Raw genomic sequence first — 16,445 nt, forward strand, 5'->3', positions numbered from 1 at the left:
GCTACAGCTACTACTGCCTTCACTGTTCGGGACTTTCACCCTAGAGTCTGCACCCATGCTGGGCACACAACAACAAAAAACACGCTCCCTAAAAGGAAACGTGTTTTTTCATTATTTAATATTATTTTTATAGCAACTGTATAATAATTTTTAGGCGGGATAACCTACGAGTACCTTTTTCAAAAACCACTGAACAAAAGCATCTAAAGCTGTTTTAGGCGGGATAAAAAGCGGACAACCTTATCAAATTAAACTTATTCAAGTGATTTCAAATCACATCAAAGTCCATCAAATCAACATAAACCATCCTAATCAAGTATAGCAATTATTCCCACTCAATCGTCGAAGGTGGCTTGCTTGTCACGTCATACACCACTCGATTAACCTGATCGACTTCACTTGTCATCCGTCGAGAAATTTTCTCTAACACGTCCCACGGAATGCGTGCCCAGTCAGATGTCATGCCGTCAACTGAGTGAACCGCGCGAATACCGACTGTGTGGTCGTATGTGCGCTCTCCGTCTTTAACCCCAACGCTTTGAATCCCTGGTAGGACGGCAAAGTATTGCCAAATGTCACGGTCGAGTCCGGCTGCAGCAATTTCTTCTCGTAAAATTGCATCTGCTTCACGAACAATTTCAAGCTTTTCTTTGGTCACTTCACCAAGCACACGAATCCCTAAGCCTGGTCCTGGGAATGGTTGGCGCCAGACGATTTCTTCTGGGATACCTAATTCAATTCCCACTGCGCGTACTTCGTCTTTGAATAATGATTTTAATGGCTCAAGCAATTCAAACTGCATGTCTTCTGGTAGTCCACCAACATTATGGTGTGATTTAACCATTTTCCCACCGTCTACGCCTGATTCGATTACGTCTGAATAAATCGTTCCTTGCGCAAGGAAATCCATATCCTTCAAACGATCTGCTTCATCGTCAAAAACGTAAATAAATTCATTGCCGATAATTTTACGTTTTTGTTCTGGGTCTGAGACGCCGGCTAACTTACTAAGGAAGCGTTCTTCAGCATCAATCCGAATAATGTTCATATTAAAGTCATCTTTAAATGTTTTCATCACCGTGTCACCTTCGTTTTTACGAAGCAGGCCATGGTCAACAAAAATACACGTGAGTTGATCACCAATTGCTTTATGAACAAGCGCAGCTACAACAGATGAGTCGACACCACCACTTAATGCGCATAAAACTTTACGGTTGCCTACAGTTTGGCGGATTTTCTCTACTTCATGCTTGACATAATAGGCAGCTGTCCAGCTCCCTTGACAATCGCACACTTCGTAAAGGAAATTTTTCAAAATAGCTTGTCCATTCGTTGTCTGTGCCATTTCCGGGTGAAATTGTAGCCCAAAAATTGCTTTGTCTTGATGCTGGATTGCGACAATTTGTGAGTCTTTTGTAGCTGTGACAACAAATTGATCGGCAACAGTTTCAATTTGATCCGTTTTGCTAAGCCAAACTGTTTGCATCGCCTCTGTGCTGGCGAATAATGGCGTCTTCGTTGCGGCTTGGATTTCTGCTTCAAGGTAGCCCGATTCATCTGATTCTGTCACGACACCACCAAACAGCTGATTCATTTCTAGCGCACTATACCCGAGTGCTAAAACAGGAATGTCTAGATCAAAAATCGCTTCATTAATCAATGGCTTTTCTTGATCAAAAACACTTCGTTGACCGCCAGATAAAACGATCCCTTTCGGATTAATTTTTTTAATCTCATCAATTGTTAATCGATGGGGATGAAGCTCGCTATAAACACCGAGATCACGAATCCCTCTTGTCAGTACTTGACTATATTGGCTACCATAATCAAGCACTAAAATTAAGTCAGTTTTTATTTCCACTCTTGCCAACTCCTCAATCTTGCAAAATTTTTAAGAAAACTTGCCTTTATTTAAATAGAAAGCCTCTGTTTAGAAAACTTGGCATTCGCCAAGCCTTTAGGCGAATGTTTTAATTGCACTTATGTAGTAAGAAAGTTGTTATACTTTCTTATCTACCAAAAAAGACAGAGGCAGAATAATAAACATTATTCCGCCTCTATAGTTAGGAATTTTACAGATTCCCGGTAGAAACTTTCACCCCATATTGGCGAGGATATACAGAGGTAATCGTTCAATTAATGTTATTATTTTATCAATCCGAACATTAACGGTCAAGTTAAGATTCGTTTGATCAATGCTTGATAATCATCGTAAAGATCCGATTTATTTTCTAGCTGAAAATCCTTCCGGTAAATCAGTTGCGTATACGTATTCGTTAACCGTGTCATTAACTCAGTTTGTAGTGTTTCGTCAACTTCTCGGGCAAAACTGTCTAACGTTTGATCTGGTCGGCGTTTAAGCTTATGCAGTCGCAACAATTTGACCAGACCAAGGTATGCTGTTTCAAACTCCCGATTCGATTCGAAGTTTGACCAATACGACAAGATTATTTTTGTTAAAAATTGTTTCCACTTAATTGCAATCAAACCAACGATCAGTACGCTAACGATGATTCCAGTAAGCCAGAACCAAATTGAGAAATTCCCTAGTGAACGTCTGGTCGTTCGATCATTGTCGATTGGCTCTTGATCAAGTGCTTGCTCCTCCTGTAACATGTCGTGATCTTCTTCAGTTCTTGGTTGTTCTTGTTTGTCTACATACTGATCGTCGACTTGCTTATTTTCACTATAGAGCATATCACTGCCACTGAACCCGATTGTCGGTTCGAATGGAATCCAGCCAATCTGCGGGAAGTAGACTTCAACCCATGAGTGAGCATTGCTATTTTTAATTTCGTAACGATACAATTCCTGATCAACCGTCGACAGGTCTTCGATTTGTTCGCCACTTGAAAAACCTTTTACCCAGCGCGCTGGAATTCCAACTGCTCTGAGCAAGACAACCATCGAGGTTGAGAAGTTATCACAATAGCCATACTGTGTTTCAAACAGAAATTGATCAACATAGTCTTGTCCTTCTGCTGGATATGGCACATCCTCAATTTGATACTTGAAATTTCCTCGGGAAAAATAACGTTCAATTGCGACTGTTTGATCGTACTGTGTCTCTTTACCGTCAATAATATCCGCTGCTAATTGAAAAACGCGATCAGGTAACGTGTCTGGGAGTTGCAAATAGTTTGAAGCAATCTCATGCGGAATCGCTCCGCCTGCATCCTTTAGCTGTTGGTATGAGACACTTGGATAGTAATACGTCATTTCAAATGGATGATTATAGAGTAACTCAAAAGCACTGAATACATGTTCAGAGAAAGTCGGATTGATTTCACCTGTTGCTGCATCATAGTCAAAGAAATCGACTTCTTCATGATTCACTTCCCACAATCCATAAGGATAAACAAGATTTAGAAAATTAACTCGCTCTGTGTACTCAACGGTTGCACTTGTTAAATCATTGCCCAACCACGGTTCGATCAATTGTAAATCACCTTCGTGATAACGTTGGGTGTTCAAACCAGTATCTCGTTGCCAGCCCCTACCTGTATAATGATCTTTTGATTCAATTCGCCAATAATGTTCCAGCGGTGTTTCAGCATAAAAAACCGCTGTGTCATCCATCATAAGTGAGCCACCTAATTGACTATCATCAGGACTATATGCAGATCGTCCTAGCTCACTCGTTTTCCCATTACCAGTGAAACGTTCACTCACCTGCGTAACAAACGGCACCGGGTCTGGCCAAATCGGATCGGCTTTTGGTGCGAAATAACTGATACTCCCGATCGTAAGCATGATAAAAATCAATGGGGTAATTGTTCGGAAAAGCCAGCTGGAAAAGTGGATCGGTAGTTGCTTATCAATCGTTTTTCTTAAATAGTGATTAATGACAAGAATAAAAACACTAATCCCCACAATCCAAATAATCGATCGATTCGCCTGATATACTGTAAATGTATCCATAACCGTTACATAGACAAGCGTCAAACAAATATAAACGAACACACGCTTCATCGTTACAAACCAAAAGTAAAGCAAATAACTGACTAAGGCGATAATCACTAAGAAAATAATCGTTTGAAAAGTCTCCGTAAACTGAAACCAGTTGCGAGCAAGTATCGCAGTTGTATTTTTTTGAAATTCGAATTGAATCAGACTCCACCAATGATTACTAAATACTGGTCGTGGTAAAAAGGTAAAATGAACGATCAACAAAATAGCGGTTGATTTGATTAATACCGCTGCCCAGCTTGGCAAATTAAACAACATCACCCCAAATGAAAAGATCGCAAATAAAATAAACAGGTTTAAATGATCAAAACCGACAATTTGATCGAGTGGGCGAATCCATTCAAAAAACAGCAACAAACTCAGCACATAAGAAACCCTACTTAAGACTTTAATTTGGGTCGTTCGTTGATTATCGGTCATTAAATCGTCACCACCCATCGTGGTTGTTTAGTTTTGTCCTCATCGATCGTAACGACAGTGATTCGATTTTGCTCAAGTTCCACTTCTAACGCTCTCGTTCCAATCGTTTGATCAGATTTAGCTTGCGTTACATAGACTGTGATTCGTTGGTGCTTGACTGATAAGGAAATTAGACGCGCAACCATTTTTTCTGTTAATTGATCGGTAACAATCAGGAGGAAGTTGCCTCGATCAAATGACTGCTGATAGTGATCAAAACTTGCTTCCACCATCATTTCAGTTGCTCCAGGCTTTAGCGCAGTAAAACTATCCGCTAAATTAGCCCAGCTATTTTTTGTTGAATCAGCCATTTGATCAGCCCCGATATAGTTAAACTCAACTTGTAAATTATCGGCCTTTAACCGTGGTAAAAGGGCATAACACATTGCGACGTTCCACTCATAAGCGATCGTATTATTAATCCCAAATAAGATCACCGCACCATCCCGATTATACTCCTGATCAAATTCTTTTGTCATTAACGTATCCGTCTTAGCTGTTGCCTTCCAATGGATCGCAGACAATCGATCACCAGGTGTATACTGACGCGCACCAGTCATGTTGCTCGAGCGATCAGCGTGCATTGTTGAACTGACTTGATCACCGAGCAACTTACTTTTATTCAATAAATTCAACCTAAGCTCAAGTGAAGCTGGTAAAACACTGAATGTCGATTGAACCGGAAGCTCAATCGTTTTCGTAATAAATCCAAATAAATCGCTAATCGTTAATCTTATGGATTCAATCGAATGAAACCCTCTAGGCAATTCTGTTAATTGATACTGATAAGTCAGCTGACGACGAAAGTTCGGATAGAAAATGGCTCGTTCAGTTAAATTGCGCTGACTCAACTTGCGTTTGGCTAATAATTTTGGCCAGCCGTTTCGGGTAAAAATTCCCCCCATTGATCTTGGCAAAGTATCCTCGATGATTAAATACGACAATGGGAATGGCAGATGTCTGTTCAGATTTAACTCAATTTGAATGTCTTGTCCCGCTTCAAGTTGATTTTTTTCAAGCACACGCTCGACTTTCCAGTCCTTAATCGGATAAAAAATAAATACGAGATAATAAAATAAGATCGGTAAGGTCAAATAAAATAAAAACCAGCTAACAAAACCGCCTTGAAACATCGCATAGCTAAAAAAGATTAAAAACAAGCTAAACAAAACGACTGTTTTCATCAGTAAATAAATGATTTGTCTCATCAATCTGAGCCCTTCCGTGTCGGAACCTCAACTTGCGCTAAAATCGCTTCAATGATCTGGTCGATTGATCGTTTCTCATATTTTGCAGCTTGCGTTAAGATCATCCGGTGCTTGAGAACAAATGGCGCTAAGTAAATCACATCGTCTGGAATGCAGTAATCGCGTCCCTGAATATAAGCGTATGCTTTGGCTGAGCGCATTAAACCGATTGCCCCACGTGGGCTAACACCTAAACGGATCGATGGATGCTCTCGTGTCATCCGTACAATTTTTACAATATACTCTTGAACCATTGGGTCAATGTAAACCTCATTCACTTCTTCTTGCATCTTGGCCACATCTTGGCGCTCAATCACAGCAGTCAGTGTTTCAATTGGGTGAATACCACCCGTCCTGTCCAGCATATCAATTTCTTCCGCCTCTGTTGGATACCCCATTGTTAACTTGAGTAAAAAGCGATCAATTTGCGCTTCTGGCAATGGGTAAGTCCCTTCGTATTCAATTGGATTTTGGGTTGCCATCACAAAAAACGGATCATCGATCACAATTGTTTGGCCATCAACCGTCACACTGTTTTCTTCCATTGCTTCGAGTAGTGCTGATTGCGTCTTTGGTGAGGTACGGTTGATTTCATCAGCTAAAATAATATCGCCTACGATTGGTCCTTGCTTATATTCAAACTGGTGTTTTTGTGGATGATAAATTGAAACACCTGTCACATCCGATGGTAATAGGTCTGGCGTAAATTGAATTCGGCTAAATGAGCAGTTTAACGATTTTGCAAGTGCGCGGACGAGCATCGTCTTTCCAACACCTGGGATGTCCTCGAGGAGGACATGTCCACGTGCTAAAAGGGCCGTCAAGCTTAAGGTAATTGTTTCGTTTTTTCCAATAATCACTTTGTTGATATTTGTTAGTAATTTATGTAATAGTTGCTGATTATGATTCATTTTCAAGAAAAACCTCCTTTTATGTCAAAAATTCCTGCTATCTCTATACTATAGTTTTTTGTCTTAAAAATAAACTATTGATTGAGGAACGAATGCACTTCGTCAAAATCCCTCAATCAGAGTAGCTTAGAACAATTGATGCTCATTCATATAAATAAATATCTGAAGTTAGTGGAATGTCGGACTTTTTTCAGTGAAAATGATTAAAATATGTCCGTGGTTAGTGCTACTGGGGACATATTCACTCTACGAACTTCGAAATTTGTCCGTGGTTAGTGCTACTGCGGACATATTCACTCTACGAACTTTGAAATTTGTCCGTGGTGGTGCTACTGCGGACATATTCACCCTACGAACTTCGAAATTTGTCCGACCTTTGAGTAATTAAAAACTTATGCTCAAAGTACTATCTAATTGCTTCTTCGTGTCATAGGAGCTTATTATCGATCAATTCACACTTTATTATTTCGTCTTGTTTGCTAGCCGATCAGCATTCGTGCTTCTGGATAGCGGTAGAGATCTTTAGTTGGTGGGCTACTGATCAGGAATAGGAAAGAGAAAATACCGATTCGCCCAATAAACATCATCACCATGATCACAATTCGCCCAATAACAGACAACTCAGCTGTAATTCCCAAACTCAGCCCCGTTGTTCCAAACGCTGAAAAGACTTCAAACGCGAGCTCAAGAATCGAAAAAGATTCCGTGATCGATAAAACAAAAATTGCGATTAAAGTAAGCGAAATTGCGGTAGTTAACACAACAAATGAACGAATTGTATCCCGATGACTAATCTCTCTTTGAAAGACTTTAATCGATTGACGCCCCTTTGCATAATTGTAAACAGACAACAACATGACCGCAAAAGTCGTCGTTCGAATCCCACCACCAGCACTACTTGGAGATGCTCCAATAAACATTAAAAAGGCAAGTACGATTAATGTTGGTGTTGAGAATTCAGCGATGTTACTTGTGATTTGACCACCACTTCGAGTTGAAACAGAGTTAAATAAGCTCGATAGCAATGACTGGTACCACGGCTGATCAGCAAATGCGAGATTATGCTCAATCAGAAAAATAATAACCATACCAAAAATGAGCAGTAAAAAATAAGTCGTTGTTGTTAGCTTCATAAATGTCGTAAATCGAAAACCTTTTTTACGATTTTTTCGATCAATCAGCCACTGTTGAATTTCAATTAGAACCGGGAAGCCAATCGCACCGAGAATCATTAAAATGATCTGAATAAATTGAACAAAGTAATCGTCAGCAAATGGAATGAGTGAGACACCCGTAATATGAAAACCAGCATTTGTTGTCGCACTCACTGATGCGAAATAACCTTGAAGCCAAGCTTCCTGCCACGTATCAAAGTAATTCAGGTAATGGATACTTAGCACGACCATGCCCACTAGTTCAATCACAAGTATTGTTTGGAGAATTTTTTTCGTTAACCGAACAAGGCCAGAAAAGGTCGCTTGGTTATGGTCAATTGAGATCAGCTGGCGCTCACGGATGCCGATTTTTTTACCGAGCATAAGGTAAATCGCTGTCCCCATTGTCATAATTCCAATTCCGCCAAGCTGAAAAATAAATGACAAGGCAAAATAGCCTGCTGTGTTAAAGACTTGATCAATCGGTATGACAGACAAGCCGGTCACACTAATTGCGCTAATTGCAGTAAACAGACTATCGAATAACGATAGTGTTTGTCCTTCTTGCCAAAATAATGGCACATTCAAGATTGCTGTTGAAATTAAAATCGCCAAAAAGTAAAATAAAACGATTAATTTAACGGGCGATAAATTTTGGTTTTTGATTAAGCGATTAATAAAACTCATCAGATTTCCCCCTTACCATTTGGCTGAAAGTTGATTTGTTACTAATTCTATGATTGATTTACAAAATCAAACATGGCATAATTTTTTAAAAGGAGTGATTCATATCATGATCAAGCAACTAGAAGATTCATTTTTTAGAGAAGCACTTAACCATACAAATGTTGGTCTTATTATAACAGATCCGAATCAACCTGATCACCCTATTATTTTCGTCAACAAAGGTTTTGTTAATTTAACAGGCTATGATGCCGAAGAAGTAGTCGGGAAGAATAGTCGAATGCTTCAAGGTCAATCAACTGGGACTGATGTAACTAAGGCGATTAAACAAGCGATAACCAATGAACAATCAATTACTGTTGAGCTATATAATTACAAGAAAAATGGTGAGCCTTTTTGGAATCAGCTGACGATCGATCCGATGTGGATTGATGGTAAATTATACTTCGTTGGGGTACAAAAAGATATTACCGAATCAAAAAGAAAAGAAGCACTTTTAAAAGAGGCTTTAACCGAGCTTGAACAACTTTCGACGCCGATCGTTCCGATTAATAAGGACATTGCAGCCTTGCCTCTCATTGGCAAAGTTAACTACGAACGACTCGATCATTTAACAGAAAAAATATCAACCTATTTATCAAAAAATAAAAATGATTATTTAATTTTGGATTTATCCGGATTATACAATATTGAACCGTCAATCGTTGATTCTTTTTTAAAGCTCCGTGCTCTAACACAGCTAATTGGCACACAGCTTGTCATTACGGGGGTACGACCTGATATGGCTTTAAAAGCACGGGATTTTACGGATCAATTAAAGGATCTCCATACATACTTAACCATTCAAGATGCGATTAAAGCATTGTCTTAGAGAAAAAAGACTTCGATTCAGTGTGATTGACTGAAGGAAGTCTTTTTTAGTTTGTTTTCATTGATTAAATCTGGTTTCTGTGCGACATTTTAATGATGATATTCACAAATCAATTTAAGAAGAGTGATTTAATTTCAAAAAAAGAATATGAGCTCTTCGAATTCACAGGTATTCACTCAATTATTCGTGCTTTTATACCTAATTAAGTAATTATGAAATTCCTCCATCTAACTAAAAAGCTAATCAATAATAATATACTTATTAAAAATTCCACTTAAAATTTTTGTGTAGATATAAATTAACATCGAAAAGCCTACAAAAATAAAATAATAAAGTACTAGCGCAAGTGATTGAGGATAGATAATCATTATCCCTAAAGGCATCAATGTGACTAGTAAAATTAGTAAACTTTTAAATATATTATCCAATATAATTTTCAAGACATTTTGAAATGATTTAATAATTGAATCATTAAATTTAGCAAGATACGCAAAAATAACAATTGCAAATAAATATAATATGACCGTAAAAATGATCAGTGAAATTAACACTAACCACCTTAAAGGACCATCATAGCTTGGAAATAAAAATAAGTTGATTGTTAATAAACAAAAAGCAAGCATTATAAACAGATATACTACAGTGCTTTGCCTCCAATTCTGACGAAAAGCCTGAAAATAACGCGATATAATTCGATCTTTATTTCCATTAGTATAATTAAAGAGAACTGTATACGTTGAAGTGATTGCTGCTCCAATCGTTATTATTGGAACAGCAGACACTATAAACAACAAATTTATAAGGATTAAATCAACTAATTTGAACATTGCGCGAGAATAGGCGCTATCTATTTCTAAAAATTTAAACACCTTTTCACCTCAAATGACCTTATTTATTCTTTAACTGAGCCCACAACAATCCCCGTAATAAAGTATTTTTGTAAGAATGGGTAAATTAAAATTAACGGTATACTTGATACCACGATTTTTGCTGCATTCAAGTTACGATCTGAAACACCCATTAATTGAGACAGGTTAGTTGAGTCAATTCCTTGTTGAATCATCGCTTGAATATCAATTGTTAAGGACTGGATATAAGTCATCAGTGGATAATTACTCACTCTAGTCATATATATTAGCCCTGAGAAAAAGTCATTCCAATTTCCAACAATACTAAATAGTGCTACCGTTGCTAGAGATGGAACTGAAATAGGCAAAAATATTTTTAACAAAACTTGCATTTGTGTCGCACCATCAATAATAGCTGCTTCCTCTAATGACTTCGGAATTCCTCTGAAAAAGTTCATGATTAAAATTACACTAAATACCGGTACAGCTCCCGGTAATACGAGTGACCAAATCGAATTAAGTAAACCTAAATTTCTTACCACTAGATAGGTTGGAATCATACCGCCATTAAATAGCATCGCAAATATTAGAATACCCATGTAAATTTTGCGACCTTTAAACTCAGAGTTGCTTTTTGATAAAGGATAAGCCATTAAAACGATCAAAATCATATTGAGTACCAATGAGAAAACTACACGCAGTATTGAAATGCCGAATGAACGCCAAAACTGTGGATCATCAACCAGCATTCGATAAGGCTCTAATGTGAAATTAACAGGTATAATTCCTACAGCATTTGCAGTTACCGCACCACTACCACTCATTGAAATCGCTATAATATTTAATAAAGGTAAAAGAGTAATTAATCCTAGGAAAGTGATGATCATGTAGATAATAGCTTTACCTAATTTACCTGATAAACTTTTATTTGGCAAATTCATAATGTACCTTCTTTCTAAAAGAGTTGTCGTTCTGTGAATCTCTTAGCCGTTGCATTTGCTCCTAAAATGAGGACAAGACCGATAATCGATTTAAATAATCCGACAGCCGTACCAAAGCTATAGTCGCGACCCATTAATCCTACTCGATAGACATAGGTATCAATAATATCACCTGATTGATAGACCATTGGTGAATAGAGGTTATAAATTTGATCAAACCCACCATCTAAAATATTAGGCAGATTTAAAATGAATAACAACAAAATAATCGGGAGCATACCTGGCAATGTTACGTGCCAAATTCGTCTAAACCAATTTGCACCATCAATACTAGCTGCTTCATGTAAACCCGGATCAATTGATGTAATCGCCGCTAAGTAAACGATCGAATTAAAACCAAAACTCTTCCATACATCCGTACCAATGATTAAAGGTCTAAAAAGCTGATTACTCCCTAAAAAGTTAAATGGACCCATACCAAAGGACTCTAAAATCTGGTTCACACTTCCATCAAGGTTGAACATATTGACGACAACCGAAGCGAGCACAACCCATGATAAAAAATTGGGTAAATAAACAAGAGTTTGGACAGACTTCTTAAACCAACGGACTCTAATTTCATTAAGTAAGATGGCAAATAAAATCGATAATAGGGTCACAAAGATAATCTTGCCACCCGCAATAATGATTGTATTTTCAAATACACGGCCAATTGTAGGCAATGAAAACATATAAGAAAAATGGTGCAATCCAACAAATTCTGAACCAAACAAACCGCGAGCTGGAACATAATCTTGAAAAGCCATAATTAAACCAAACATCGGTGCATAATTAAAAATAAGTAGAAAAATGATCCCCGGTAGTATCATCAAATGATATATTATATTTGAGCTCATAAACTTTTTTGATGAGGTTCTTTTCTTTCCTGTCATTTGATTTAACCTCCCTTTATACATAGTGGTTAACAAGGGCTGCCCATTGAATGAGCAGCTCCTTAAGATTGGATCTTATTACTCTGCTATTTCCGCTTCAATTTCAGCTAAAATCTCTTCTCCACCTTGGTCATACCACATCTCAACAAATGTATCAAAATGGTCGATTGATTCTTCACCAGTAATGATCTTGATAAACTCTTCTTCTTCTAATGAAATGAGATTTCCATAATATTGTTCAAGAGCTGGGGTTGTTCCAAAGAACACCGGATTGATCCACACTAAATTACCGTTATCAGTTACCGACTGCCCTAATTCAAGACCTTTCATTCTTGAGTGGTACAATGCCCATGCTGCTGTTGATGCATTTTCTGGATCATTTTGATATTCCATAATTGAAGTAGCAAGAGTCTGACTTCTCGCATCTGGTATATCATTCACTTCAATATCTCCATTAACTGCATCCCTAATGAAAGAGTAATCATCCAATTCAGATGTTGAGCTAAGTACTTCCATATTCAATGGACGTGTCGCTCCATCAACATCTAATACTTGATACTCATAAATATCGGGATAAACCTCTTCAAGGTTCAACTCATTTTTTAGCGTATCATAGAATACATTAATCAATTCAACAAGAATTTCCGGATGATCGAAGTCACTGCTTACAACCGCAACAGAACCGATCGGATCCTGACTCGCAATATTAATTTGATTTTGATCATCCACTAATGTGTATGCTTCAAACACAACATCAGGATTCATTTCTTTTACATTACTTAAGCCCCAGTCTGGCATATGCCAAGCACCAGTAAGAATTCCTGTTTGATTATTTACAGCTAATGCCATAATATCGTCCCAAGAACGTGTCCCAAACTGTGGATCTAAAATACCTCGTTCAAACCAATCCTTAACTAGTGCTAGAGATTCTTTCGTTTCGGGCATGATTGAACCGTTAGTCACATTTCCATCAGCATCTTCAATCCAGTTTCTTGGATAAGCACCAAACGTTGAAGCAATTGTTGTCATCGTAAAGGCACCGCCATATCCTGGTTCATTGAGCCAGTGAGCTAATGGAATCCCAACTGGGTTATCAGCATCTCCCGGATTCTCGTCAATAAATGTCTGAGCTAAAAACTCCAGTTCCTCTATTGTAATCAAGCGATCACCATCAGAATCAAAGTCTAAATCAAGCTCATCGATCCAGTCTTGTCGAACCCAAATCATGTGAGGAGGTGTCACATTTACAACAGCTGGAAGTCCATATAGACCACCATCAAAGCTTGTCGTCTCTAATGGATTCACTTCATATGAATCATATAACTCTTTAATGTAATCACTTGCATACTCGTCAAATACTTCTGATAAATCAGCAATATAACCATTTTCATAAAGTTCTTCTAACTCTTCTACACTTACTTGCATAATATCAGGAAGTTCTCCTGAAGAAATCGTTAAAGCAATTTGGCGATCATAATCCTCACCGTTTGCCTCAAACTCATTAATAATCTCGATTTCTAACAGCTCTTCTGCTAAACGTGTATAGGCATTATCTTCAAATGTATCACCTTCTGGAAGCTTAGAATTTGTAGCTGTTTGATTTCCTAATCTGACAATTAAGTCACCATCATCGTTATGTGTGGGTTCGCTTCCACCGACACAACCTAATAAAACAAATATAGTGAATGTTAAAACACTAAAGAATAAAACCTTCTTTATATTCATTTAAATTAACCTCCATAATAAAAATAATTATTACATTGACATGATCATATCAATTGTTCCTAAATTTAGTTTACTCCATTTTCAATTAGGTACATATATTAAATAAAGCGCTTTCATGTCAATTTTTCCTGTTTATTTGAAGGTATATTGTGCTTCGTTAACAGGGGTGGTATGGTAGATGCAATAATTTATATCAACAAGCATTTACTCATCTAAGGAGGGGCTTCTACCAAATGAGCAGAATCAAACAATTTTATTTACAGTTAAAATTAAGAAACAAGGTATTAATTATTAGTCTAATCTCTGGCCTATTCCCACTGCTATTACTTGGTATATTTGGTTATAACCAAATATACCAGCTTTTATATGAACGAGAACAGAAAGTATTAGAAGAAACGATGAACCAGACGATCCTTCGTTTAGATAATAAAATAAATGCTTATAATAACGGCTTAAACTATATATTACTGGACCATAATTTAAATACTGAGTTAAGCAATATATTCACCAGCAATTACCAAATGTATTTATTTTTTCGTGATACATTAAATCCGTTATTTTACAATAGTCTTGCATTGAATCGTGATCTGAGTGGAATTACCCTATATACTGATATAGAAATAAACAGTCATGGTAACTTTCTTCGCCCTCTATCAGACATTGAGCATTATGATTGGTTTGAAAAAATTCTTCAAACAACGCAACCCATTCATTATGTCTCTGAAAATGCCTCAGCAATGAATTTTGCTGTTGAATTGTTTACAGGTGTTAAAGATACGAGGACGATCATTAACCTATCCGTTCATTATCAAGCACTGTTTGATTCTCTCAATAAACTTTTTGATGATCATTATGGTATTTTCGTCTTTGACTCTAACGGTAAACTGCTATTTGATTTTCAAAAAAACACGGAAACCAATGAAAGTTATCTCCAACCAAACGAGGTGCTCTCAACTATACAGAGTGAGCAATTTGAGAATAACTTTGTCTATAAACAAGGACATATCCCTAGTGCTGATTGGACAACAGTCTTATTAAGACCAGTTGATTCAATCTATCACTCGATCAAAAATATTACCATCATTTTCTTTGTCGTGACATTAATCAGTGTTGTTTTATTATTTTCATTAGTCTATCTTTTCTCCAGAGTAATCGTTCGACCCTTAGAAAACTTAGCCTTAAATATGCAGGCAATCAATTTTGAAAACTTCACAGTAACGGTAAAAACAAATTCAGATGATGAAATTAGTACATTAATAAGCATATTTAGAACAATGGTTCAGCGGATCGAGCAACTGATCAATGAAGTTTACCTCTCTAAAATTGAGAAACAAGAGTATGCACTAAAAGCATTACAAGCACAAATAAATCCGCATTTCTTTTATAATGCATTATCTTTAATCAATAGTAAGGCTATCTTAGCTGACCAAGAAGAGATTAGCTTAATGACTCAGTATTTATCAACATTTTACCGAACAACATTAAATAAAGGTCAGGACTTCATCACCATCGATGAGGAAGTGCAAAATGTCGTTTCTTACTTAAAGATTCAGCATATGATGCATGATCAATCTTTTGATTATTATTTAAATATTGATGAAGCAATATTAAATTACCAGATGCCAAATCTGACCTTACAACCTATCGTTGAGAATAGTATCTTGCACGGATTAGATCATATTGAGAATGAGCGAAGAGGACTGATTTTGATTGAAGGGAGAATAGAAAATGACCAGATAATCTTTATGATTAGTGATAATGGGCAAGGCATGTCGAGAGAACAACTTGAAATAATATTAACAACCGAAACAAATGGTTATGGCATTCGTAATGTTCATAACCGCATTCAACTGATTTATGGAAACAATCATGGTCTAAAATATGACAGCCAATTAAATCAAGGAACGCTTGCCATCGTTACATTACCATTAACAAATAAATATTGAGAGGCACCCTCTAAAGTAGCCTCTCAGTTTCCTTCACCTTTAGGTGTAAAATACTGTTGTCGATATTTCTCTGGAGGTAACCCTGTTTCTTTGCGGAATGTTTTAACAAAATAGGGGTAGTTTTCATAACCTACTTTCATCCCTATCAGAGATACTTTTAAATTTGTATTGATCAGGAGGTTTTTCGCTTCACTCATTCGAGTATCTTTAATGTATTTATTAACCCCAATTCCTTCTTCTTTTTTAAATAACTCACTTAAATAACCTGGTGACAAAGATACTTGTGCAGCGAGTAGATCTAGGTGTAAATCTTGCTCATAATTTGAAATAATATATTTTTTAACCTTTTTAATGTAAAGGTTAGAGGAATCTTGAAGTTCATCAAGATGCTTGTTAATAACTGCTACAATTGATTCAACAATTTGTAAAATCGATTCAATATTGTTTGCCTCAAGTATTTGTTGGATGGTTTTTTCTTTAGATTCAAACCAATTAATTTTTGTTTCTTTACTAAGTACTTCAACAAAATTAGCATAGAAAAATTTAACAAATGGAATCGACATCATCTGATAGTTTTTATGGTAACTTATTATTTTCTGAATATTTTTATCGAAAGCATCATGATCTTCAATTTGTATTGCTTTAATGACTTTTGAAATTAATAAATCTTCCCCTTTAGTAGCATCCGTATTGTCTAAAGTTTTATAGTAAAAACCTTCGTTTTTATTGATATATAGCCTTTTAACACAAAAAAACTT

12 protein-coding genes and 1 riboswitch are annotated in these 16,445 nt (G+C 36.8%); of the genes, 2 read left to right on the forward strand and 10 right to left on the reverse strand.

Annotated features, from left to right (window positions below):
* Positions 1-325: 325 nt before the first annotated feature.
* The 5 genes from guaA to ABD814_RS12490 all read right to left on the reverse strand — a co-directional run bounded on the left by guaA (position 326) and on the right by ABD814_RS12490 (position 8,427).
* Entirely contained in the window at positions 326-1,861 is a 1,536-nt protein-coding gene (guaA, locus tag ABD814_RS12470; protein WP_344913799.1) for a glutamine-hydrolyzing GMP synthase, read from the reverse strand.
* A 179-nt stretch (positions 1,862-2,040) separates the two neighbouring features.
* Positions 2,041-2,142, reverse strand: a riboswitch (purine riboswitch).
* A gap of 30 nt (positions 2,143-2,172) precedes the next feature.
* Complete coding sequence (locus tag ABD814_RS12475) at positions 2,173-4,389, reverse strand: transglutaminase TgpA family protein (RefSeq protein ID WP_344913802.1); 2,217 nt, start codon at positions 4,387-4,389, stop codon at positions 2,173-2,175.
* Positions 4,389-5,636: a DUF58 domain-containing protein gene (locus ABD814_RS12480; protein ID WP_344913806.1), complete on the reverse strand. Its 1,248-nt coding sequence runs from the start codon at positions 5,634-5,636 to the stop codon at positions 4,389-4,391. Before ABD814_RS12480 ends, ABD814_RS12475 begins: the two co-directional genes overlap by 1 nt.
* Complete coding sequence (locus ABD814_RS12485) at positions 5,636-6,586, reverse strand: AAA family ATPase (RefSeq protein WP_344913835.1); 951 nt, start codon at positions 6,584-6,586, stop codon at positions 5,636-5,638. Before ABD814_RS12485 ends, ABD814_RS12480 begins: the two co-directional genes overlap by 1 nt.
* Before the next feature lie 479 nt (positions 6,587-7,065).
* Positions 7,066-8,427 (reverse strand): TrkH family potassium uptake protein, encoded by a 1,362-nt coding sequence (locus ABD814_RS12490; RefSeq protein WP_344913810.1) that lies wholly within the window; start codon positions 8,425-8,427, stop codon positions 7,066-7,068.
* 106 nt (positions 8,428-8,533) lie between these two features.
* Between ABD814_RS12490 and ytvA the strand changes: the two genes are divergently transcribed.
* A complete protein-coding gene (gene ytvA / locus ABD814_RS12495; RefSeq protein WP_344913813.1) occupies positions 8,534-9,295 on the forward strand; it encodes a YtvA family blue-light photoreceptor in 762 nt (253 codons plus the stop codon).
* Positions 9,296-9,534: 239 nt separating this feature from the next.
* On the opposite strand, the gene ABD814_RS12500 is transcribed toward ytvA, so the two are convergent.
* The 4 genes from ABD814_RS12500 to ABD814_RS12515 all read right to left on the reverse strand — a co-directional run bounded on the left by ABD814_RS12500 (position 9,535) and on the right by ABD814_RS12515 (position 13,741).
* A complete protein-coding gene (locus ABD814_RS12500; RefSeq protein ID WP_344913816.1) occupies positions 9,535-10,164 on the reverse strand; it encodes a DUF624 domain-containing protein in 630 nt (209 codons plus the stop codon).
* Positions 10,165-10,187: 23 nt separating this feature from the next.
* Entirely contained in the window at positions 10,188-11,084 is an 897-nt protein-coding gene (locus tag ABD814_RS12505) for a carbohydrate ABC transporter permease (protein WP_344913819.1), read from the reverse strand.
* Between the two features lie 14 nt (positions 11,085-11,098).
* On the reverse strand, positions 11,099-12,016 hold the full coding sequence (locus ABD814_RS12510; protein WP_344913822.1) for an ABC transporter permease: 918 nt from the start codon (positions 12,014-12,016) through the stop codon (positions 11,099-11,101).
* A gap of 78 nt (positions 12,017-12,094) precedes the next feature.
* Positions 12,095-13,741, reverse strand: a complete 1,647-nt coding sequence (locus ABD814_RS12515) for a type 2 periplasmic-binding domain-containing protein (protein WP_344913826.1) — start codon at positions 13,739-13,741, stop codon at positions 12,095-12,097.
* Positions 13,742-13,974: 233 nt separating this feature from the next.
* On the opposite strand from ABD814_RS12515, the gene ABD814_RS12520 reads away from it, so the two are divergent.
* Complete coding sequence (locus ABD814_RS12520; protein ID WP_344913829.1) at positions 13,975-15,687, forward strand: sensor histidine kinase; 1,713 nt, start codon at positions 13,975-13,977, stop codon at positions 15,685-15,687.
* Positions 15,688-15,710: 23 nt separating this feature from the next.
* Here the strand turns inward: ABD814_RS12520 and ABD814_RS12525 are convergent.
* On the reverse strand, positions 15,711-16,445 hold a 735-nt coding region (locus ABD814_RS12525; RefSeq protein WP_344913832.1), incomplete at its 5' end, for a helix-turn-helix domain-containing protein.

This window comes from Amphibacillus indicireducens (assembly GCF_039539605.1).
Taxonomy (GTDB): Bacteria; Bacillota; Bacilli; order Bacillales; family Amphibacillaceae; genus Amphibacillus; species Amphibacillus indicireducens.

Bases quoted from the DNA above. Each gene is read 5' to 3' on its own strand.
- ABD814_RS12475 (WP_344913802.1), bottom strand. From the start codon at position 4,389: ATGACCGATAATCAACGAACGACCCAAATTAAAGTCTTAAGTAGGGTT.
- ABD814_RS12480 (WP_344913806.1), bottom strand. From the start codon at position 5,636: ATGAGACAAATCATTTATTTACTGATGAAAACAGTCGTTTTGTTTAGC.
- ABD814_RS12485 (WP_344913835.1), bottom strand. From the start codon at position 6,586: ATGAATCATAATCAGCAACTATTACATAAATTACTAACAAATATCAAC.
- ABD814_RS12490 (WP_344913810.1), bottom strand. From the start codon at position 8,427: ATGAGTTTTATTAATCGCTTAATCAAAAACCAAAATTTATCGCCCGTT.
- ytvA (WP_344913813.1), top strand. From the start codon at position 8,534: ATGATCAAGCAACTAGAAGATTCATTTTTTAGAGAAGCACTTAACCAT.
- ABD814_RS12505 (WP_344913819.1), bottom strand. From the start codon at position 11,084: ATGAATTTGCCAAATAAAAGTTTATCAGGTAAATTAGGTAAAGCTATT.
- ABD814_RS12510 (WP_344913822.1), bottom strand. From the start codon at position 12,016: ATGACAGGAAAGAAAAGAACCTCATCAAAAAAGTTTATGAGCTCAAAT.
- ABD814_RS12515 (WP_344913826.1), bottom strand. From the start codon at position 13,741: ATGAATATAAAGAAGGTTTTATTCTTTAGTGTTTTAACATTCACTATA.
- ABD814_RS12520 (WP_344913829.1), top strand. From the start codon at position 13,975: ATGAGCAGAATCAAACAATTTTATTTACAGTTAAAATTAAGAAACAAG.